This window comes from Bifidobacterium sp. B4081, assembly GCF_026537335.1.
Classification (GTDB): domain Bacteria; phylum Actinomycetota; class Actinomycetes; order Actinomycetales; family Bifidobacteriaceae; genus Bombiscardovia.
The window spans coordinates 416,009-435,829 of the sequence record NZ_JAFNMM010000001.1 but is presented as its reverse complement, the minus strand read 5'-3'; the positions used below and the strand labels follow the sequence as shown (position 1 = coordinate 435,829).

17 protein-coding genes and 2 tRNA genes are annotated in these 19,821 nt (G+C 59.7%); 9 read left to right on the top strand and 10 right to left on the bottom strand.

What is annotated here, in order from left to right:
• Positions 1 to 20 precede the first annotated feature (20 nt).
• Positions 21 to 1,649 carry a lysine--tRNA ligase gene (lysS, locus tag J3T92_RS01860; protein WP_267399436.1) on the bottom strand — a complete coding sequence of 543 codons (1,629 nt, stop codon included), beginning with the start codon at positions 1,647 to 1,649 and terminating at the stop codon, positions 21 to 23.
• A 127-nt stretch (positions 1,650 to 1,776) separates the two neighbouring features.
• On the opposite strand from lysS, the gene J3T92_RS01855 reads away from it, so the two are divergent.
• The 6 genes from J3T92_RS01855 to J3T92_RS01830 all read left to right on the top strand — a co-directional run bounded on the left by J3T92_RS01855 (position 1,777) and on the right by J3T92_RS01830 (position 8,329).
• A tRNA-Pro gene (locus J3T92_RS01855) sits at positions 1,777 to 1,850 on the top strand.
• Between the two features lie 279 nt (positions 1,851 to 2,129).
• Positions 2,130 to 3,338: an AAA family ATPase gene (locus J3T92_RS01850; protein ID WP_267399435.1), complete on the top strand. Its 1,209-nt coding sequence runs from the start codon at positions 2,130 to 2,132 to the stop codon at positions 3,336 to 3,338.
• Positions 3,331 to 3,912: a hypothetical protein gene (locus J3T92_RS01845; RefSeq protein ID WP_267399434.1), complete on the top strand. Its 582-nt coding sequence runs from the start codon at positions 3,331 to 3,333 to the stop codon at positions 3,910 to 3,912. The genes J3T92_RS01850 and J3T92_RS01845 overlap by 8 nt, the downstream gene beginning before the upstream one ends.
• Before the next feature lie 188 nt (positions 3,913 to 4,100).
• Entirely contained in the window at positions 4,101 to 6,059 is a 1,959-nt protein-coding gene (locus J3T92_RS01840; protein ID WP_267400222.1) for a DUF4037 domain-containing protein, read from the top strand.
• Between the two features lie 12 nt (positions 6,060 to 6,071).
• Complete coding sequence (locus J3T92_RS01835) at positions 6,072 to 6,728, top strand: DUF4125 family protein (RefSeq protein ID WP_267399433.1); 657 nt, start codon at positions 6,072 to 6,074, stop codon at positions 6,726 to 6,728.
• Between the two features lie 44 nt (positions 6,729 to 6,772).
• On the top strand, positions 6,773 to 8,329 hold the full coding sequence (locus J3T92_RS01830) for an alpha/beta hydrolase family protein (RefSeq protein WP_267399431.1): 1,557 nt from the start codon (positions 6,773 to 6,775) through the stop codon (positions 8,327 to 8,329).
• Here the strand turns inward: J3T92_RS01830 and J3T92_RS01825 are convergent.
• Both J3T92_RS01825 and J3T92_RS01820 read right to left on the bottom strand, forming a co-directional pair.
• Positions 8,279 to 8,713 carry a hypothetical protein gene (locus J3T92_RS01825; RefSeq protein ID WP_267399430.1) on the bottom strand — a complete coding sequence of 145 codons (435 nt, stop codon included), beginning with the start codon at positions 8,711 to 8,713 and terminating at the stop codon, positions 8,279 to 8,281. The two genes, J3T92_RS01830 and J3T92_RS01825, sit on opposite strands and share 51 nt — an antisense overlap.
• Positions 8,706 to 10,610, bottom strand: coding sequence for a PspC domain-containing protein (locus J3T92_RS01820; RefSeq protein WP_267399429.1), 1,905 nt, complete (start codon positions 10,608 to 10,610; stop codon positions 8,706 to 8,708). Before J3T92_RS01820 ends, J3T92_RS01825 begins: the two co-directional genes overlap by 8 nt.
• A gap of 176 nt (positions 10,611 to 10,786) precedes the next feature.
• On the opposite strand from J3T92_RS01820, the gene J3T92_RS01815 reads away from it, so the two are divergent.
• The gene (locus tag J3T92_RS01815; RefSeq protein WP_258561470.1) at positions 10,787 to 12,037 is read left to right on the top strand and encodes an ATP-binding protein; all 1,251 of its coding nucleotides are present in this window, start codon (positions 10,787 to 10,789) and stop codon (positions 12,035 to 12,037) included.
• 98 nt (positions 12,038 to 12,135) lie between these two features.
• Positions 12,136 to 12,837 carry a LuxR C-terminal-related transcriptional regulator gene (locus J3T92_RS01810; RefSeq protein WP_220236221.1) on the top strand — a complete coding sequence of 234 codons (702 nt, stop codon included), beginning with the start codon at positions 12,136 to 12,138 and terminating at the stop codon, positions 12,835 to 12,837.
• 8 nt (positions 12,838 to 12,845) lie between these two features.
• Here the strand turns inward: J3T92_RS01810 and J3T92_RS01805 are convergent, their stop codons facing one another.
• Positions 12,846 to 13,565: a hypothetical protein gene (locus J3T92_RS01805; RefSeq protein ID WP_267399428.1), complete on the bottom strand. Its 720-nt coding sequence runs from the start codon at positions 13,563 to 13,565 to the stop codon at positions 12,846 to 12,848.
• 172 nt (positions 13,566 to 13,737) lie between these two features.
• On the opposite strand from J3T92_RS01805, the gene J3T92_RS01800 reads away from it, so the two are divergent.
• On the top strand, positions 13,738 to 14,349 hold the full coding sequence (locus J3T92_RS01800; RefSeq protein WP_267399427.1) for a Type 1 glutamine amidotransferase-like domain-containing protein: 612 nt from the start codon (positions 13,738 to 13,740) through the stop codon (positions 14,347 to 14,349).
• Positions 14,350 to 14,361: 12 nt separating this feature from the next.
• On the opposite strand, the gene J3T92_RS01795 is transcribed toward J3T92_RS01800, so the two are convergent.
• The 6 genes from J3T92_RS01795 to sdaAA all read right to left on the bottom strand — a co-directional run bounded on the left by J3T92_RS01795 (position 14,362) and on the right by sdaAA (position 19,819).
• On the bottom strand, positions 14,362 to 15,894 hold the full coding sequence (locus J3T92_RS01795; protein WP_416378896.1) for a ClC family H(+)/Cl(-) exchange transporter: 1,533 nt from the start codon (positions 15,892 to 15,894) through the stop codon (positions 14,362 to 14,364).
• 141 nt (positions 15,895 to 16,035) lie between these two features.
• Positions 16,036 to 16,479, bottom strand: a complete 444-nt coding sequence (locus J3T92_RS01790; protein ID WP_267399425.1) for a YbaK/EbsC family protein — start codon at positions 16,477 to 16,479, stop codon at positions 16,036 to 16,038.
• 148 nt (positions 16,480 to 16,627) lie between these two features.
• The gene (locus J3T92_RS01785; protein ID WP_267399424.1) at positions 16,628 to 17,050 is read right to left on the bottom strand and encodes a hypothetical protein; all 423 of its coding nucleotides are present in this window, start codon (positions 17,048 to 17,050) and stop codon (positions 16,628 to 16,630) included.
• Between the two features lie 267 nt (positions 17,051 to 17,317).
• A tRNA-Ser gene (locus J3T92_RS01780) sits at positions 17,318 to 17,402 on the bottom strand.
• A gap of 92 nt (positions 17,403 to 17,494) precedes the next feature.
• Entirely contained in the window at positions 17,495 to 18,781 is a 1,287-nt protein-coding gene (gene serS, locus J3T92_RS01775; RefSeq protein ID WP_267399423.1) for a serine--tRNA ligase, read from the bottom strand.
• 162 nt (positions 18,782 to 18,943) lie between these two features.
• Complete coding sequence (gene sdaAA, locus J3T92_RS01770) at positions 18,944 to 19,819, bottom strand: L-serine ammonia-lyase, iron-sulfur-dependent, subunit alpha (protein ID WP_267399422.1); 876 nt, start codon at positions 19,817 to 19,819, stop codon at positions 18,944 to 18,946.
• Between the last annotated feature and the right edge of the window lie 2 nt (positions 19,820 to 19,821).

Here is a 19,821-nt window from a genome sequence, read left to right as displayed (position 1 = left end):
TGCTATCATCTCAGGCTGGCTCAGATCAGCGGCTTGACCAGGGGGAAGGTGATGGTCTCGCGGATGGATGCGCCGGTAAGGGCGATCAGCAGACGATCGATGCCCATGCCCATGCCACCAGCGGGAGGCATACCTACACCCAGGGCCTCCAGGAAGTCCTCGTCAATGTCCATGGCCTCGACATCGCCGCGGCTGGCCATCTTGGCCTGCTCGACGAACCGCTGCCGCTGGACCACCGGATCGTTCAGCTCGGAGTAGCCCGTTGCTAGCTCGAACCCGCGAACATAAAGGTCCCACTTCTCAACGACACCCCGCTTGGTGCGGTGGGCCTTGACCAGGGGCGAGGTCTCGACAGGAAAATCACGCACGAAGGTCGGCTCGTACAGCTTGTCCTGCCAGAAGTGCTCCCAGAGGTGTTCGACAAGCTTGCCGTGGTTTTCAGCCGGCTCCTCCTCCAGGCCCAGTCTGTCAGCGATGGTCCGCAGATGGTCCACGCTGGTCTGCGGGGTGATCTCCTCGCCCAGGGACTCGGAAAGGGACTCATACATGCTGATCTGGCGCCAGTCCCCGCCGAAGTCGTACTGGCTGCCATCCTGCAGGGTCACCTTCAGCGATCCCGCCGTAGCCATGGCCGCCTTCTGGATCAGCTCCTTGGTCAGCTCTCCGATGGTGTCGTAGGTACCGTAGGCCTGATAAGCCTCCAACATGGTGAACTCCGGGGCATGGGTGGCATCCACGCCCTCATTGCGGAAGTCACGGTTGATCTCGAAGACCCGCTCAATGCCACCAACCAAGCAGCGCTTGAGGAAGAGTTCAGGGGCGATGCGCAGGTAGAGGTCGATGTCGAAGGCGTTCATATGGGTGGTGAATGGCCGGGCCGCAGCGCCGCCATGCACAGTCTGAAGCATGGGGGTCTCGACCTCCATGAAGTCGTGGTCCTCAAAGGTACGCCTCAGGGAGGAGACGGCCTTGGAACGGCGGCGGACCATGGCCCGCACATCCTCATCGGCGATCATGGCCAGGTAGGGCTTGCGGGTACGCTGCTCCTCGGTCAGTTCCTTGTGAAGGGCAGGCAGTGGCTGCAGTGCCTTGGCTGCAATGTTCCACTCGGTGGCAAAGACGGAGAGCTCGCCGGTCTTGGAGGCGACCACGCGGCCGCACAGGTATAGGTGATCGCCGAGGTCGACCAGCTGCTTGAACCGCTTCAGAGAATCAGCGCCAATCTCACGCTTGGAGATCATGCCCTGGATGCGGGTGCCGTCGCCCGCCGCCAGCTGAACGAAGCAGAGGCCGCCGCCGTTGCGCAGGAAGAGTACCCTGCCGGCGATGCCAACCACATCCTCGGTCTCCTGGCCTGGCTCCAGGCGGTCCTGATACTTGCGGCGCACATCCTCGATGCGGTCGGTTACATCCAGATGGACCGGGTAGGGTTCGACGCCCTCCTTGAGCATGAGCGCCCTCTTGGCCACGCGCATGCGCACCTGTTCGGGATGGCCTTCAGCACCGTCCGTCAAATTGTCGGGATCGATGGCGTCATCCAGCTGGGCGCCCTGATCGATCTTCTCCGTGATGGCCATATCCTGATCCAGCAGCACCTGAGCGCGTTCGACCGTCGTCAAACGAGGAGTTTCTTCCGATGAGTCATTCATAAGCCGCTATTTTACGCATGAGCCAGTACTTGGCCCAGGTACCGACGAAGGACAAGCGGTTGCACGGTCGCGCCGCGCAGGCAATGGCGTTTGGCCGACGGTACGTGTACTATATAGAACGTTGTCACGGGGTATAGCGCAGCTTGGTAGCGCGCTTCGTTCGGGACGAAGAGGCCGGGGGTTCAAATCCCCCTACCCCGACAATTTATTCCGGTCCTCATGGGTGGGGCCGGTATTTCTGCGTTCGTAACTTTTATATCCGGGTGTATGCACGAATATAAGCTTTGCCTATTTCTTCCTCTTTTTCAAGAAACAAAAGCGACTCTCTTTTTTGCACTTTTTATAAGTTCGTGATCACGACCCCAACAATCCTGAAAAAATCTACCGCATCAGTATTTAGCTTCATCGACGCATAAAAAAAAACCAATCATCAGCATCCAGATGTAGTATATAAACAAATATTCTGTTCAAAGGAGCATAATGCGGATCTTAGCCTTTGACCTCAAAGGACTTCGCCTATACGACAAGGGCACACTACGCATGATCCTGTTCGCTGAGGATAGGATTACCAACGGCAGCTTCACCTATCGCCTTCAAGGCACCACCTTACCGCTTGGCATCGTCACAGCCATTGGCATCTCCGGCATCAATGCCTCCGGCAAAACCACTGATCTACGCCTGCTTTCTCTAATCATCAACATTGCCAGAGGCACTTCTTTGGGAACTCAACGCTTTACCATCGATCCGCTGATGGACATTCTTGAGCCCACGATTACAGCACGCATTATCTTCGAGGAAAGCGGCGAGGCTTGGCTGCTCGATGCCACCCTCCGGCGCGCAGACCAAAACGAGACCACCGCCGACTCCCCCTTGGTTTTCGAAAGGGAACGGCTGTGCCACTATACGGGCAAGAGCCTGAGCAAGATTCGTTTGAAAAGAACAATTGATGGTAACGAGGAATCTTGGCTGACTGTAGCGACTCGAGGAGTGAATAAGTCCGGCGACGAAAAGGAGTTGGCTGATGATGTCAAGAGATTTTTACCCCCCGACCGCTCTCTGACGACCGGAATTCTGCGCACCAAGAAGACCATGGTCACCATCTGTCTGCAAAATCCGCCGCAAATGTCGATTCCTGTCACTCCCCCACCGCAAGTGGTACGTCTATTCGATCCGACCATCGAACACTTGGAAGTAAGCGATCACCAGTTCCATATCAAGTTCCGCAATGAAAAGGTTGAGCGTGACTGTGATCCCTCTCAAGCTATGGCCATGATATCGGCGGGAACATTCCGTGGAACCTCCTTAGCGCAACATGCTATCGAAACACTTGCGCAAGGAGGCTACCTACTATTCGACGAAATCGAAAACAGCATAAACAAGCAGTTGGTCTTCGCCATCATTGACTTGTTCTCCTCTCCTGCTACTAACCCAAATGGGGCGGTGCTCGTTTTTTCTACGCACTATCCTGAGTTGCTGGATCATTTCACCAGAAAGGACAACATTTGGTTTGCGGTCAGGCATGATAACACCGGATTCCAACTGGTCCGATACAACAAGTTGGTGACCCGAGGTGAACTCAAGAAGAGCGTTCAGTTCATGTCAGGGGCCCTGCAAGGAACAGCGCCTTCAGCTGCTTCCATCCGCGCCTTGCGAAGCTATGTCAGGGAAAAGGTAAGAGTTCATGGATAATCAAGCGATATTCAAGGAACCTACATTGGTTGTCTGCGAAGGAGCCGCCGAAAGTGTCATCTTTGAACTCCTACTGGCAAGAGGGAAACTGATCATACCTGCAGATTCCCTTATTGAAGATCCACAGACTGGTCGGCTTTACACTCGCTGCCGTAAAAATAGGGAGATTGAGGAACGGTTCCTTTCCGTTACCTATGATTCTCCATGTGTAAATATCATCCGTATTATTGACTCTGCAAATGAACGCTTTCAATTGTCGCCTCTGTACCAGTCTAAAGCCCGTGTATTCACGCTGACTACCCGTCCGGAGATTGAGATTTTGGCAATCATCAAAGAGGGCGCTTATAGGGATTGGGCACATGTCAATGACATGAAACCCAGTGAATTCTGCAAGGAGCGGCTGGGACTGCACAAGATCAAGCAGTACGCTTTCTTACGCCAATATTGGAATGATGCAGACGAACTCTGTCATGTCATTGACCAGTACCGAAGTTACCATCACTTCCAAAACCGTGAGCGATGTTTGGCAGAAATACTCATTGCTCATTCGAGCAGAGGCACCGATCAGGTGTGACCTAGACGACGTAACCGACCGAGGTTCACCAAAGACCATCAGTCTAGACTGGTAGGTAGAAGCAACCAGGGCGCTGGGGCTCCATGAGGAATCCGCACCTTCAGATATACTGACAGTAAGGGAGCCAAATGAGCCAGGACCAGACACCGATCACAGGCGGCAAGCAGAAAGAGCCCCAACCGTCCTACATGCAACCGGACGGCAGCTTCGACACTCAGGCCTTCCTGGACGGACTGGATGTCATCTTCAACGCCGGCAAGGCCCGCGATCAGGCCGGACCCTACCTGCAGCAGGCGCTGGTGGATGCGGAGAATGCGGGCGATGACACCGGACTGCTGACCGTGCTGAACGAAACCATGGGCTTCTACCGGTCCCAGGGTCGCCACCAGGAGAACATGTGGATAATCCAGCGCACCATCGAGCTGGCCACACGCATGCGCATCGAAGGGTCCGAGGCCTGGACGACCACCCTGATCAATGCAGCCACAGGTCTGCGGGCAGCCAAGAAGTACGACCAAGCTGAAGACCTCTACCGGCAGGCGCTTGCCTCCGCAGCCAAAACTCTTGGGCCCAGGGACCGACGGCTGGCCGCCCTGCACAACAACCTGTCCATGCTCTACAGCGAAACCAAGCGGCCCGACAAGGCCGAGCAGGAGCTGCGCCGGGCCATGGACATCCTGGAGAATTCCAGTACTGATCCTTCCCGGGATCTGGATCTGGCCTCCACCCACACCAATCTTGCCCTCCTGCTCATGCAGAGCAAGGACAATCCGCAGGCTCTGCAAGAGGCTTGGAACCAGGCCCGCACCGCCCTTAGCATCTATCGAACCGGCCACCTGGAGAACAACGCACACTATGCCTCGGCCCTGGCAGGCTTCGCCCAGGTCTGCTACATGACCGGTCGTTTCAGCCAGTCGGCAGACACCTACCGCAAGGCCCTGGCCATCATTGAGGACCGGTACGGCAAGGGCAGCGATTACTACCAGGTCACAAAGGCCAATCTGGACCAGGCCCAGTACGCAGCCGAAGAGGCCGGGGACAAAGATCTATCCGATCAGACTGGCGAAGCAGCATCCAGCCAGCCGAAGACCAGGTACCAGAACGATGACAACGATCGGCATGACTCCCGCCCGGATATTCAAGGGCTGGATCTGGCCAAGGCCTACTGGGAGCAGGTGGGTCGCCCCATGCTGGAGGAACGCTACCCTCAATATCGCGGCAGGATTGCCGTGGGCTTGATGGGCCATGGCTCGGACTGCTATGGGTTTGACGATGCCATCTCCCGAGACCATGATTTCGGCCCGGGCTTCTGTCTGTGGCTGACCAGCGAGGATTACCAAGCCATTGGCAGCCAGCTGCAGAAGGACTATGAGACCCTGCCCACTGAGTTCATGGGGTTCGGTGCGCGGACCGACAGCGTCAGAGCAAAAGGAAGCAACCGGCGCGTAGGCGTCTTCGAGATCGGCGCCTTCTTCGAATCCCTGACCGGCTACCGGCAGGCGCCCCCGGAGGATCACTCCCACGAGTGGCTGCTCCTGGACGAGGCGACGCTGGCGGCGGCCACCAACGGCAGGATTTTCGCAGATCCTCTGGGACAGATGCTGGCCACCCGGCAGGGGTTCAAGGCGATGCCCGACGATGTGCGATTCTGCCTAATCTCCCGTCGGCTGGGCATGATCGCCCAGGCAGGCCAGTACAACCTGCCGCGGAGTCTGCAACGGGGCGACGGGGCTGCAGCCATGCTGTCAATCAACGAATTCGTGCAGGCCTGTGCCTCCCTGATCTTCCTGATCAACAATCCGTTGACAGTCGGGTATCTGCCCTACTACAAGTGGACCTTCGCGGCCCTGCGGCGACTGAGCGGACGAATGGCCACCAGGCTGTCCGATCTGACCAAGCAACTGGAAGACATCCTGCGCCTGGCTTCGGCTGCCTGCTACGGGGGGCAAGGCTTTGGCGAAGGCGGCAAGGGATCCCGACCGGCCGCCGAACGCGTCGCCAAACTTGTGGAGTCCATCTGCGCAAGAATCGTAGAAGAGTTGCAAGCCGAAGGCTTGACCAACAGCCCGGAAACCTTCCTGGAATGGCAGCGCCCCTATGTCGAAGCCCACATCTCTAGCGAGGATCCGATTCTGCACAGCATCTGAAAGGAGCCGAGGATGGCAAACGACGAGCAATGCCAGGATGAGGGATCTCTGCGCGAGCGGATCGTCCACCACGAATGGGAACAGTTCCAGCAGGTCAACAATGAGGGAGGTCCGGCCAACTGTCAGGGCAACTGGCCCATGTTCCACCAGATGCGCCTGAGCCAGTTTCTGACCTGGCCGCATCCCCTGCTGTCCAGCTATGCGGACGACCTGGACCAGGCCGACAAAGAGGGGCGCAACCTGTTGACCGAGAAGTACGGTCGGATGATGGAATCCACAGCCCCGGACCAGTACCACGACACCATCGCCCCCTACCTGCCCAGGCTGGGCCTGGATCGCCAGGAGCAGCAGGAGCGCATCATCAACAAGCAGGTGGCCTGGGCCAAAAGCTTCAGCGAGCGTTACCCCCGCCTAGGTCAGGAGATGCGGGTCCTGCGCACCAGCGAAGACACGCCGGAGACCACCTCCTTCGAAACATACCTGCGTGGCGAACTCGGCACCTACTCGGCCCGAACACTGGACCTCTACCAGTCCATGGTGGCCCAGATCGAGGCCCGGGGCGGCAATCTCACCGAGGAAACCATTTTGGCCACGGTGCAGATGAACGGCTTTGAGACCCTGGACGAGGCCGAACAGGCCCAGGACCGACTACCTGAACCACGATCATAAGGTCCATCTCTGCAACCAGTCGAGCAGTCGGGTAGAGTTGACGGGTGCAAAAGCTGAAAAGGGCGGGCTTAACTGCCGCCTCCTTTGTGGTCATCCTGCTGGTCGTGCTTCTTTTGGGCCAAGCCATGACGCCGGACTGGCAGGTGGAACCCTACCGCGACCATCTGCATGTCTCGACCCGCTCCACTGCCGTCGCCTCGAGTTTGGGCCCCACTACCCCTGAGGGCACCCACCCAGTCAGGGAACGGAAGATCAGGATCACTCTGGATGGAGGAGTTCGTGTCCAAGCCATCGTCAGAGAGCCAAGCGACCGAAAGGGCACCGGACCAGCCTGTCTGTTCATCCATGGTGCCGGAACAGGCAAATCCTCCGAGGTGTATGGCGACCTGGCTTCAGCCATGGCCTCAGCCGGCATCACCACCCTGGTGCCCGACAAGCGCTTGGACACCTATACCGCTTTCCACCGTGATTATCAGGCCATGGCCGCAGACTACGGGCGTTCCCTTAGCCATCTGCGCTCTTGGCCAGGCGTAGATCCGACCAAAGTGGGCCTGTACGCCGAGTCCGAGGGCACTTGGATATCGACCATCATGACCGCCAAGGATCCCAGCATCGCCTTTTCCATCCTGACCTCGCCTCCCGTCTACCCGGGGCGGCGGCAGATGGCCATGGCGGCCACCAGCTACTTGGACCTGATTGACGCACCCAAGGGGATCCGCAACGTGATACCTAGGCTCATGGGCATGGACCTGTCCCTTCTGGGCCTGGAATACGCCGACTTCCCCTCCCTGCCCTATCTGGATAAGCTGCATATGCCGGTCATGATCAACTTCGGCACTATGGATGTCTCCATGCCGGTCGAGCAGGGGGCGCGCGAGATCATCCGCAGAACCCATGCAAGCGGCAACGACAACGTAACCCTGCGCTACTACCCCACCAACCATCAGATCCGCACCGGCAGCAGGCTGGCCAAGGCCGGGTTGCCCCTGGAACCTCGATATACCCATAATCTGGAAGACTGGATCAATGCTGTAGCACAGGGCACCCAGGCCGACCAGTGGTCCACTCCCATGATTGCCGGCAGCCAACCCCGCCAGCTCAATCGGGTACCTGATCGCACCGACGCCGGGCTCCTTTCCTCATTGACTGCCCTGTTGATGTTGATGGCCAGCGGCCCCTGTCTGCTGGCTGCCGCCCTGGTGTCTGCTCTAATCGGAGCTTTGAACTCACATCTGCGAGCGCGGCAGAATGACCGAGAACGGCCCGGTTTCAGCAAAGGCCTGACGGGACGGCTCTGGTCACTAGCCCTGCTCGCCACAGGACTGATGACGGCCCTGCTGGCCTATGCCCTTACTACGGTCCGTCAGGCACTCGGCCTGGTCCATCTGTCCTCAGTAATGACATCCTGCTGGCCCTTCTTGTCGGTCCTCTGCCTGGTGCTCACCATGCTCTTGGCGAGCACCATGACTTCTATCGTCAGCCGATCCGACAAAGAGCCAGCTGTGGCCGGGGCTGGCCACTGGCTGACACTGGCTCTGACCCTGCTGGGGTCACTGGCCATCCTTGGCAGCTTGATCTTCTGGAACGTCCTGGCGGTTTGAATCCTGGCGGGTACGCTTTGATGATGCCAACCAGCACAATATGGCCACGCCAATCAGAACCACGCCCAGTCCGATCAGAATGAAAGGCAGAATCCGCTGCCAGGGTATGGTCATAGTCAGGTACGGACCGTAACGCAGAAAGACTAATCCCAAGGCCAGCATAGCCAGAGCCAGAAGTCCGACCAGGACACCCAAAATGATAGTGGGAACGCTGGGGCCGCTCGGACGGACCGGTTCCGGCGGCTGCATCCGGACTTGGTATATCGGCGGGGGCGTCTGCGTGTCATGCGCCTGTCCCGACTGGGAAGCGGTCGGCATGGCCGCGGTGTTCCGACCCTGAGGATCCAGCGGATGGCTTTCTCCTAATTGTTGCTTGTCAGTCATCTTCCTGATCCTCCTCCTGCCACCAGGCGTGGTAGCCGTAATCCCAATATTCGCTGATTGGTCCGTTGTCGGCCTGCGCCCGCTCCGGCTGGGTGACGCTCCCGCGGGCTTGTACAGTTACCCGGCCACCCGTCAATAGACTGGCGTCGATGATCAACTCAGGCTGGTCAGGCATATGCTGCTGATCCTCCTGGGTGGCTCGCAGGTCTTCCTCCCAATCGCGTCGTTCAGCTGATGGCAACGAATCGCCCCACCACATCCAGCTTCCCCGATCAGTCTGGGTTATCCAGTCGCCCACGCCTGACCCAAAGACCCTGTAGAGGTCGGAATGCTCCCGGTAGAACAGGCTGCATCCTTTAGGAATGAGTAGACGGACATCAGCATAGACCACCGCCAGTCGGACTGTGCCGGTCGGGCAGCCTGAGACCGTACTCGCCGCATCAGCCATCACCTGGACCCGGTGGGTGCCGTGTTCGTGCTCGTAGCCAGTAAGGTCGATGACGGCGCTTCCCTGATCGTGCGGGTCGCCGACCAGCTTGATGCCACGGTGGTAACGCCTCATGTCGCTGCTACTTGCTCCCAGCGTGCGCCCATGATTGCCTCCGTTGACTCGAATAGCGGCATAGTCGGCCATGACCCTGCGGTTCTGTCTCTGCTCAATGCCTGCCACGGCCGAACCGATGCCCAGACTGATGACGACCAGGCATGCCACCAGAGCAATTGGTGTCAGCCCTCCCGCCCTGCGACCCATCAAGCCCAGGATCAGGATGACTACTCCCAGGATCAGCGTGACGCCTCCAGCCCATATCAGGGCATAGGTCAAGGCCGCATTCACCCCGCGATAGGGATTCGTGGCCATCAACCAGACTGCCGCTCCAGAGACCAGGATCAGCCCCGACAACAGACTGACCAGCACAGGTCCGGCAGGGCGGCGCCGCACCCTGGGCGGAACTAACGGACCATTACCGACCATTCCTGGCCCAGCCGAGAATGATCCAGCTGCGCCATAGCCCGGCCAGGCGCCGAATCCGTCCGGCCGAATCATGTCCCCGGCGCGTTCTGCAGAACCGTCTGTCTCCATACAGCCTCCGGAAGGTGCACCGGCAATGGGATTCTCCCCGCCCTGCGCATTATTCGAATCGCTGCCAGTGTTTGCCGAATCCTCTGTCCCGAAAAAAGGTCCAGAAGAGGTCACATCCCCTTGTTGTCCCCAAGTTCCATACGAATCGGAATGCTCTGGCTGGTCCATGTATCCTTCCGAACCCGGATTGCTCGCTGACTGTGTATTGCTTTGTGTGCCTGTGTAATCCTGGTATCCCTCATACCCCGAAAAGCTCGGATACTCAGGCTGACTCGAATGCCATCGCGGATCCGCACCGCGCGGGCGTTGCGAATACTGCGGTCCCATCATCCAAGGATCACCCGAAACCGGTCTGTCTGCATTCGGCCCACTCCCGTAATCTCTTTGATGCTGCAGGGCCTTATTGCGGCTCCACCGGATAAGAAGAAACAGGATCAGCGCGCCCAAAGCCAAGGAAAAAAGTCCGACTCCAGGAATCAGAATGGCCAGCAGCCAATAAATGATGATACCCACCATGGAAGCGTGCCAAATCCCGTGAATCAGCTCTTGGGCGATGATGACCCCACGCCGGTCCGGCAAGACGAACCAGGCAAAACCGTAAAAGGCGGCACCGGCTCCGAAGAGAAAGACCGCCAGAATCATCAGCGCTCTGACCAGGGTCACGCTCCAGCCCAGCCGACGGGCCAAGGCTACGCAGACACCGCCGATCCATCCTTGGTCGCGGATCAGATAGGACTCTCTACAGGCGCGGAAGAACCTGTCGGACTTCCACTGCCAACCATTATCGGGGCCATTGCCGTTCATCTCGCTACTCATATCTTCATTACAGCACCCAGCGAGCGCAAATCTTATGGGGGAACACCCTGATTGGACCCTGATTCCTTCCGCTTATTGCCCTATCGGTACCCTCGGGAAACAATAATGGAGGCATGAACGCACCCATGCAGGAAGAACAAACGTTGAGGGAACCACCTCCTCTGCACCCTGCACGCATGCCCCTGATGAGGCCGCATAAGGGCAGGATTCTATGCGGAGTCTGCAAGGGCATCAGCCTGCACCTGGGTATTCCCGTCTTCTGGATCCGCCTGCTCATGGTGCTCCTGGCTCCCAAAATGATCACCTGCGTGGTTTACTGCTTTCTTTGGCTGACGCTGCCCCAGGGCGATCCCACCCAAGCAATCCAGTCGAATGACCCGCGGTCGGCCCCGCTGGCGCCCAGCATCCTGACTGAACAGTCAGGTCAAAAGGAGAATCGCAGCATCACCCCTGGGCGGATAACCAGATTGTTGGCAGGCCTGGGCATCATCCTCCTCCTGTCTGCGGTCATTCTGCTCAAGAGCGGCATGCGTCCCGCCTTGGTCGTCCCCTGCTTGCTTTTCTGTGCCGGACTGGTCCTGGCCTGGCTGAGGCCGGAAAACCAAGGAGCCGGCTACCACTTGTCGGCCCTGATCGGCAGCCTGGCTCTGATCCTGTCGGCAGCAGTGATCTTCCTGCTATCCACACAGGAATTGTCTTGGGCTCTGACCCTGATAGTCCTGGCCGGCCTGCTTCTTGTGGGCGTGACCGCAGTGGTCGTGCCCTGGATCGGCTCAATCCTCAGTCAGCTGGGCGACGAACGCGCCATGAAGGAGCGCGAGGAGGAGCGGGCCGATATGGCAGCCCACCTGCACGATGGCGTTCTGCAGACCCTGGCCCTGATTCAGCTGCATGCCGACGACCCGCATACCGTCTTCACCCTGGCTCGATCCCAGGAGCGCGATCTGCGCAACTGGCTCTATCAGGAACGCACTCCCTCGGATCGGTCAGTCAGCACAGGGCTGAGCCAGATAGCCGCGCAGGTGGAGGACGAATCCGGCAAGCCGATCGAGGTGGTCACCGTGGGCGATGCCATGCCCTGCGCCCAGACCGATGCCCTGCTTAACGCGGCCCGGCAGGCCCTGGTCAATGCCGTGACCCACGGTGGTGAACCCATCTCCGTGTATTGCGAGGCGCGCAGGAATCAGGTCGAAGTCTACGTGCGCGACCACGGTTCGGGCTTTGATATGGATGCGATTCCAGCTGATCGCCTGGGAATCCGAGAGTCCATCATCGGCCGGATTCGTCGGCGGGGCGGCAGGGTCGAGATCGTCTCCCGTCCTGGTTGGGGCACCGAGGTCAGGATGCACATGCCGCTGTCCGAAGCCAGCCAGCACCAGGAGGGCAAGGTTGGTCGAGCTGAAAAAGGGACTGATGCCGAGCAATGATAGGATGCATGGTGAACCATTCATTCACAGACGCATGCCGGTCCGATCCCACCCGTACTTGAGGACCCGCGTCGGGAAAGGCGGGCTGAACCACGCCCATGACCACGACTGCAGCAGAGCCCCATCAAGCCGAGGATGGGTCCGCAAACATTCGCGTAGCCGTCGTCGACGACCATGAGATGTTCCGTACCGGCGTCATCACCACCCTGCAGCCGCATTTTCACATCGTGGGTCAGGCGGCAGACGTGGAATCCTCCATCCTCATGGTCAGGCAGACCCGCCCCGATGTGGTTCTGCTGGATGTGCATGTGCCCGGTGGCCAGGGCGGCGGAGGCGCCGAAATCTTAAGCCGCTCCCACCCCCTCTCCCCGCAGTCGGTCTTTCTGGCACTTTCCGTATCCGACTCACCCAGGGACGTCGGATCGGTCATCCGCGCCGGAGCCCGTGGTTACGTGACCAAGACAATCTCCGCCAAGGATCTGGTTTCTTCAATCCGCCAGGTGCACGAAGGATACGCCGTCTTCTCGCCCAAGCTGGCTGGATTCGTGCTCTCCGCCTTCCAGGAGGACGAGGCCGCAGATACCGGCCTGGCAGAAGACGACGAACTGGACCGGCTCTCCGCGCGCGAGCAGGAGGTCATGCGTCTTATCGCCCGGGGCTACACCTACCGCGAGGTGGCTTCAGAGCTTTTCATCTCCATCAAGACGGTTGAAACCCACGTCTCCAACGTCCTGCGCAAACTCCAGCTATCCAACCGAACCGAACTGACCCGCTGGGCTGCAGACCGCCGTATCGTCTGAAAGTCCGCTCAACAGGCCACGCCGTGCTGGCGAAGAAGCTGACGCAGACTGCTGATGTCACGGGCAACAATCCCTTCCATGCCCAGCCGTTCAGCCACAGCAACATGCACAGGGTCTGCATCAACGAAGATCGTATGCCCCGGGCTGATGGCGAAACGGCCCAGGGCTAGACGATAGAGGAGCGAATCGGAGAGGTCCAGATGCTCCTGGGATGAGATCAGGACACCTTTCAAGGCAGAGAGCGGTGAAAGCAGCTCGGATACCGACTCGATCAGCTGACCAGTGGATGCCGCCAGGCCCCAAAGGGCCAGGCCAGCTCGCCGCAGATCCTCCAGCAGCTCCGACGCTCCGGGAAGCAGGCCCTTCACTGCCAGGGCGTAGTTTTCCAGACAGGCGCGAACCACCCAGGCGACTGCAGGCCCGTGAGTGGTTTCATAGTCGGCCAGTGCTTGCTGCGGGTCCACGCCCAGATTGATCTGTCTGCTGACACAGGCGAAGCCCCAAGGGTCCTTCGGGTCCAGCACCATATCAATCACACTGTCAGGGTACTGCCCGACCAGGGCCCGACGCGGATCCCAATCCACTAAGGTCCCGGGCAATGCGAAGAGGATGCTCCCGCCTGGGGCCGCTGGATCGAAGCGGTCATCGCTGGATGTATCCTCACCTGGCAGGTCGCCCGATACGCCTTGACCAGATCCCTGCTGGAATTCCTGATGCTGCCTTGCCATGTCCCCAGAGTAGACATCTGGACCTACAGGGCCTAGGGCAGATTCCAGTCGACATGTTGTCAATCACTCAGCGGAGGCCATTGCATGGATATATTGGGTTCAGCAATAATCGGATTTCACGCTTTGCCACCTGTCCAGGGCGGAAGTCCCGCCTGCTACGAAAGGAGCCGTCATGCGTCGGCTGCTGCTCACATCCTCGTTCCCCGCTACCGCTGACAGGTTGCCCACATTCCTCGAGAGTTCCCCCAAGAACCATACGGTGGCCTTCATCCCAACGGCCAACCTTCCACAGCGTTCGGATGGTTATGTCCAGGAAGCTCGCAAGGCGTTCACCGACATGGGATGCCGGATCGACGATCTAGAAGTCTCGACCGCCGATCCTGAGGCCATACGCCGGAGCCTGGAGGAGGATGATCTCATCTACCTGTCGGGCGGCAACACCTTCTTCCTGCTGCAGGAGCTGCGTCGCTCGGGAGCTGCTGACCTGATCAGGCAACAGGTGGATCAGGGCAAGCCCTACATCGGCGAATCGGCCGGCGCGGTCGTGGCCGGTCCCGATATCGGCTATCTGGATGCCATGGATCCACGCTCGGCCGCCCCGGATCTGGACTCCACGGCCGGCTTGGGGCTGGTGGACTTCCGCCTCCTCCCCCACCTGGATTCCGAGCCTTTCGCCGACGTGACCGGTCGCATTCTGAATCGCTACTGCGACGATCAACCTATGGTGGCCATCATCAACACCCAGGCCGTGGCAATCCGCGGGCGATGCCTGACCATTCTTTAGGGAGAAGACCGCTCAGCGACAGAGGCCTTCCATGACCTGGCGGGCCTGATCCAGTCGATCGCCCGGACAGAGCAGGATGACGTCATCCCCAGCAAGCAGCCGCAGATCACCTGCAGGAATCAGCCTATGCTCGCCCCTGCGCAGACCGACGACGGCGCATCCGTTCGGCCAGGGGACCTGCCCCAGCAGACGACCAGCCGCCGGACTGCCATACTCTATGGGAAACTCCACGGTGATCCTGTCAGGGACCTGGGCATCGGGAGCATGCCCTCGGCGGTAACGCTCCAACAGAGCCTCGTAAATAGGCTGGACACCCAGCAGATCAGACACCATCAGGGCTGTGAAGGCGCACAGAGCCACGGGGAGCATATGGACCAGAGAGCCGGACATCTCCACTGTCAGCAGGATGGAGGTTATTGGGGCTTTGACCGAGGCCGTCAGAGTGCCTGCCATGGCGCAGACCGCACAGACCGGAATGATCCGGACAGGCATTCCCAAGGCTGCCGCGCCCATCCCGCATAGGGATCCAGCCAGCGTACCGACTGCCAGGATGGGCATGAAGATGCCGCCAGGGACGCCGCTGCCGAAGGAAGTGGCTGTAAAGAGCATCTTGACCAGAAGCAGAACCAGCAGGTTGATGGCCACCGACCAGGCCACCTCACGAACGCCTTCCGCCTTGCCGATCAAGTCCTCGCCACCACCCAGAACAGCAGGCAGCAGCAATCCGACCGGAAGGGCAAGGAAGAGGGAGATCACCGGTCCCAGCTTTGAGGGCAGATGGCTGTATAGGCTCTGCGCAACCAACAGCAGGCGGTTCATGGCAACCCCCACCAGGCCGGCCATCAGCCCCAGGGGAATCATCAGCAGATACTGGGCGATGGTCAGCTGGGGCAACGCAGTGAAGTCCAGGACAGGACGCAGGCCGAAGCGGTTCTTGGCGATAAAATCGGCGCTCAGGCAGGCCATGGCCGCCGACAGAAGGATCATGGGAGAGAAGGACCGGTGGATCTCCTCCAGAGCGAAGACCATCCCCGACAGCGGCGCGTTGAATGCTGCAGACAGACCGGCAGCCGCACCAGAGGTCACCAGGCAGGTCTCCTCCACACGATCTCGGCGCAATCCTCGGGAAACCAGCTGGGAACCAGCCGCCCCGATCTGCACCGAGGGGCCCTCGCGTCCCAGCGACAGGCCGAACATGCCGCAGGCCAGACCACCCAGGAATCGTACGCCCAGCACAGGCAGGGCGGGCATGCGCATGCCGTGGATGACCACCCCCTCCACCTGCGGAATGCCGGAGCCGGAGGCCATGGGAACCCGACCGACCATCCAGGCCAGGGCAAGACCTACCGCCAGGACGGCCAGCAGCCATGGAGGAATCATCAGAGGCTGGTCACGCATCTGCGCGTAGGCCCATCGAGCGAACCTGGTGCCATAGCCGATGCCCTGCCGGTAGAGCACCACCAGCACTCCCACCAACAGTCCGCAACAGGCCGCCCTGAACGCCACAAGCCACCGGCCTGCCCGACCTGGTCTGGTCACCCGCATCGGTCGGTGACGACAATCCTGATCCTCATTATCTGCCGACTTCCTTCTCCAAGGCAGATTCCGCCTCACCGGCTTGCTCCCTTCCTTCCCGCGTGCGCGACAGCTTCCAGCTTCCTCCGGGGCGGAGACCCGAGGATGATTTCAGTCGACGACATCATTCATGGGGAGTATGAACACCCGAGAGACCAGCTTGCGGGCAAGGTCCGGCAGGCAGGAGCCAGGCAGGCAGATAGACACATCATCAGAGCCCAGCGGCAACGCGGTCTGTTCATCAGTCGCCGTCAGATCACCGTCCAGGACGACGGTGTCCACCTGGCCTTGATGACCCACAAGATCCAGCAGCGAGACACGGCCCGGCATTGTATCCAGACATTTGCGCAAGGTGGCAGCCGAGGCCATGTGCAGCCTCCGGCATCCGACAAGTTCCCGCACCTGCCGCAGATCAGGACGCCTTATGCCCCTGGCCACCATGAGCATCAGCAGCCCTCCGGCATCCTCCAGCAACAGGAACTTGGACAGGTTATCGGCAGACAGTCCCAGTATGTCGGCAATGCCCAGAGCCAAGCCCTGGCCGATGGTGTCCAAAGGGGGATGCTGAGCAAGGCGCCAACTCGCCCCTGAATCATCCAGAAGGGTTCGCACGTCCGCTGGCACAAGCTTTTCATTCAGATGAGCAACGCCGGGTTCGGGGGCTGACCATGATCCGCGGCCTCCCGTTTTCGCAGACGCCGTGTCATTCATCGATCACCTCCGAATCAGGCTTCAGCTCCTTTTCCTTCCGTCCGATGCGCTTCCGGTTGATGCGGTAATAGGCGTTGAACAGACCGCCGGCGGTCAGCGCAACAACCAGGAGGATCAGTAACCAAATGTTCTTTTCTATGTCAACGGTTTCAAGCAGTTCATAAGCAGATGAGATCATCTTCAGCCAGCCTGCAACTGACACGTAGTACCAGGCGGTCGCCTGATCAAGGAAGCTCAGGGCGCGTCGACGCTCGGACCTGGTTCTGGTAGCCTGGCGAAGAATTTCATACCCGCGTTGACGCTCCTGCTTGATCTTGACACTGGGGACCAGCCACCACCAGGGCGAGATTTTGCTCCAATTCTTGCTGATCTGGTCGAAGCCATCCAAAAGCTCCTGATATTCCTGCAGCTCCATCAGTCCTTGGAAAAGTGGGAAGCTGAAAAGCAACCAATCTCCGAGCAGCGAAACGATGGCGATGAATAGATGCACAGCCTGGCCTTTCCTCGCAAAGACGACGCACAACAGTCGGTTCCCATGACTGATCACGGGCCCTTTTATCATTGTAGACGCCAAAGTCCAGTCCGGACCGTCACCATGCCCATGCTTCTGCCCTGATGCCATGACGAATCGCAGCCATGGATGCGAGAATGCCCCGAGATCACTCTCAGGGCACTTATCAGGCGGACAGGGCGGGATTCGAACCCGCGGTGACTTGCGCCACAACGGTTTTCAAGACCGTCTCTTTCGACCGCTCAGACACCTGTCCATTAGGCGTGCCGATTAGGCACGCCATTTATCATACGGCATCAGACTCCATCAGACCACCGCCGGAATGTCGGCGAATCCTGACACAACGACTCACCCCTCCCAGGCCCTGGGCTCAATGACCTCCTTGCCGCCCACATAGGAGCGCATGGCCTCAGGCACGACGATGGAGCCGTCGGCGTTCTGGTGGTTCTCCAGGATGGCGACCAGCCACCGGGTGGTGGCCAGGGTCCCATTGAGCGTGCTGACAGGACGGGTGGAACCGTCCTCCAGCCGCTCACGCTCATTGAGGCGACGGGCCTGGAACTCGGTGCAGTTGGAGGTTGATGTCAGCTCACGATACCTACCCTGGGTGGGGACCCAGGCCTCGCAATCGAACTTGCGGGCTGCCGAGGATCCAAGGTCTCCTGCGGCAGTGTCGATGATCCTGTAGGGCACGTCCACCTTGGCCAGCATCTCCTGCTCCATGGCCAGCAGCTGCTTGTGCTGGTCGCGGGAGTCCTCCTGCTTGCAGTAAACGAACATCTCCACCTTGTCGAACTGGTGGACGCGGATGATGCCCATGGTGTCCTTGCCGGCGGAACCAGCCTCGCGCCGGTAGCAGCTGGACCAGCCGCAGTAGCGCAGCGGGCCCTTGCTCAGATCCAGGATCTCATCCTCATGCATGCCTGCCAAGGAGACTTCAGAGGTGCCTACCAGATACTGGTCGTCAGGCTCGCGCAGACGGTAGATCTCGTCAGCATGGGCATTCAGGAAGCCGGTGCCTGCCATGACTTCAGGGCGGACCAAGGTGGGCGTAATGGTGGGAATGAACCCATGCTCCATGGCCTGGTCCACGGCCATGGTCAGCATGGCAATCTCCAGCCGGGCCACATCACCGCGCAAGAAGTAGAAGCGGGAACCGGAAATCTTGACGCCCCTGCGCATGTCGATGCCAGCCACGCCTACGCCCAGTTCCAGGTGGTTCCTGGGTTCGAAACCCTCCTTGGCGAAGTCGCGCGGGGTGCCGACCTTCTTGACCACCACGTAATCGTCCTCGCCACCCTCGGGCGCCTCAGGCTCCACTACGTTGCTGAACTTCCACATCAAATCGGCGTACCTGGCGTTGGCTTCGTCGGAGGCTGCCTTGCAGGTGTTCACCTTCTCGGACAGGCTCTTGGTCCCGGCCAGAAGGTCGGCTTTCTCATCAGGAGACGCCGAACCCATGCGCTTGCCGAGCGACTTCTGCTCAGCCCTGCATCTCTCGTAATCCTGGAGTGCAGCCCTGCGCTCGCTGTCCGCCTTCAGCACCTCGTCGACGAGTTCCACCGATTCGCCGCGTTTACGCTGTGATTCACGGACAACATCCGGATGCTCCTGAATGAACCTGATATCTAACATATCTGAATTGTATGACTTTCAGGGGACACGAAAACCGACCCCGCACAACTCTTTCCGAGCCACATGGCCCCTGCTGCAGCCGGTCCGGCCGCCGCCAACCAAGGCAGCCATGACGGAAATACAGACGGGAACCATCCCTCCCTTATATGCGTCTGCCACGCATCACTTGCCGAATACAGTCTTGCGGAAGCGTTTGCCGGTAGGGGTGCCCGCCAAGCCGCCGATGCCGGTCTCCTTCAATGATGAGGGCATGCTCTCGCCGATAGACTTCATAGCTGCGATGACCTCGTCAGGCGGGATCCTGCTGACACCACCCGATAAGGCGATATCAGCAGCGATCAAAGCATTGGCAGTGCCGATGGCGTTGCGGTTTACGCAAGGCACTTCCACCAGACCGGCCACAGGATCGCAGACAAGTCCCAGCAGATTGCTCATGGCTATGGCGAAGGCCTGGGCACTGGCATCAGGGTCGCCTCCTGCACCCTCAACCGCAGCAGCGGCAGCCATTCCGGATGCGCTGCCCACCTCAGCCTGGCAGCCGCCTGTAGCTCCAGAGATCATCGCCTTGTTGGCCGTGACCAATCCGAAAGCTCCTGCAGTGAACAGGCAGCGGATCAGCCCATCGTCATCCATCCCCAGTTGATTCTTGAGCACGGTGAGCACTCCGGGCAGAGTGCCCGAGGAACCGGCCGTAGGCGTCGCGCAGATGATGCCCATGGCCGCGTTGACCTCATTGGTAGCCATGGCGGCCTCGACAGCCTGCAGGATGGCATCGCCGCTCAGGCTGGTTCGTGTTTTCCGGTAATGCTCCAGCAGAGCCGCCTGGCCACCGCTCAGCCCAGTCTTGGAAAACACGCCATCACCCTGGGACCCTCTGGCCACGGCAGCCTGCATGACCTTCAGATTCCTGGCCATTCTTGCCCAGATCTGCTGACGGGCCTGGTGCGAACGCCGCACCTCCTCATCGATGGCCACTTCAGATATCGACGAGCCGTGCTCTTCGGCCATACTCACGAGTTCAGCAATCGAAGTGAACATGC

Bases quoted from the DNA above. Each gene is read 5' to 3' on its own strand.
- J3T92_RS01850 (WP_267399435.1), top strand. From the start codon at position 2,130: ATGCGGATCTTAGCCTTTGACCTCAAAGGACTTCGCCTATACGACAAG.
- J3T92_RS01785 (WP_267399424.1), bottom strand. From the start codon at position 17,050: ATGGAGCTGCAGGAATATCAGGAGCTTTTGGATGGCTTCGACCAGATC.
- J3T92_RS01845 (WP_267399434.1), top strand. From the start codon at position 3,331: ATGGATAATCAAGCGATATTCAAGGAACCTACATTGGTTGTCTGCGAA.
- J3T92_RS01800 (WP_267399427.1), top strand. From the start codon at position 13,738: ATGCGTCGGCTGCTGCTCACATCCTCGTTCCCCGCTACCGCTGACAGG.
- serS (WP_267399423.1), bottom strand. From the start codon at position 18,781: ATGTTAGATATCAGGTTCATTCAGGAGCATCCGGATGTTGTCCGTGAA.
- J3T92_RS01840 (WP_267400222.1), top strand. From the start codon at position 4,101: ATGCAACCGGACGGCAGCTTCGACACTCAGGCCTTCCTGGACGGACTG.
- J3T92_RS01805 (WP_267399428.1), bottom strand. From the start codon at position 13,565: ATGGCAAGGCAGCATCAGGAATTCCAGCAGGGATCTGGTCAAGGCGTA.
- sdaAA (WP_267399422.1), bottom strand. From the start codon at position 19,819: ATGTTCACTTCGATTGCTGAACTCGTGAGTATGGCCGAAGAGCACGGC.
- J3T92_RS01835 (WP_267399433.1), top strand. From the start codon at position 6,072: ATGGCAAACGACGAGCAATGCCAGGATGAGGGATCTCTGCGCGAGCGG.
- J3T92_RS01820 (WP_267399429.1), bottom strand. From the start codon at position 10,610: ATGAGTAGCGAGATGAACGGCAATGGCCCCGATAATGGTTGGCAGTGG.
- J3T92_RS01810 (WP_220236221.1), top strand. From the start codon at position 12,136: ATGACCACGACTGCAGCAGAGCCCCATCAAGCCGAGGATGGGTCCGCA.
- lysS (WP_267399436.1), bottom strand. From the start codon at position 1,649: ATGAATGACTCATCGGAAGAAACTCCTCGTTTGACGACGGTCGAACGC.
- J3T92_RS01815 (WP_258561470.1), top strand. From the start codon at position 10,787: ATGCCCCTGATGAGGCCGCATAAGGGCAGGATTCTATGCGGAGTCTGC.
- J3T92_RS01795 (WP_416378896.1), bottom strand. From the start codon at position 15,894: ATGCGGGTGACCAGACCAGGTCGGGCAGGCCGGTGGCTTGTGGCGTTC.
- J3T92_RS01825 (WP_267399430.1), bottom strand. From the start codon at position 8,713: ATGACTGACAAGCAACAATTAGGAGAAAGCCATCCGCTGGATCCTCAG.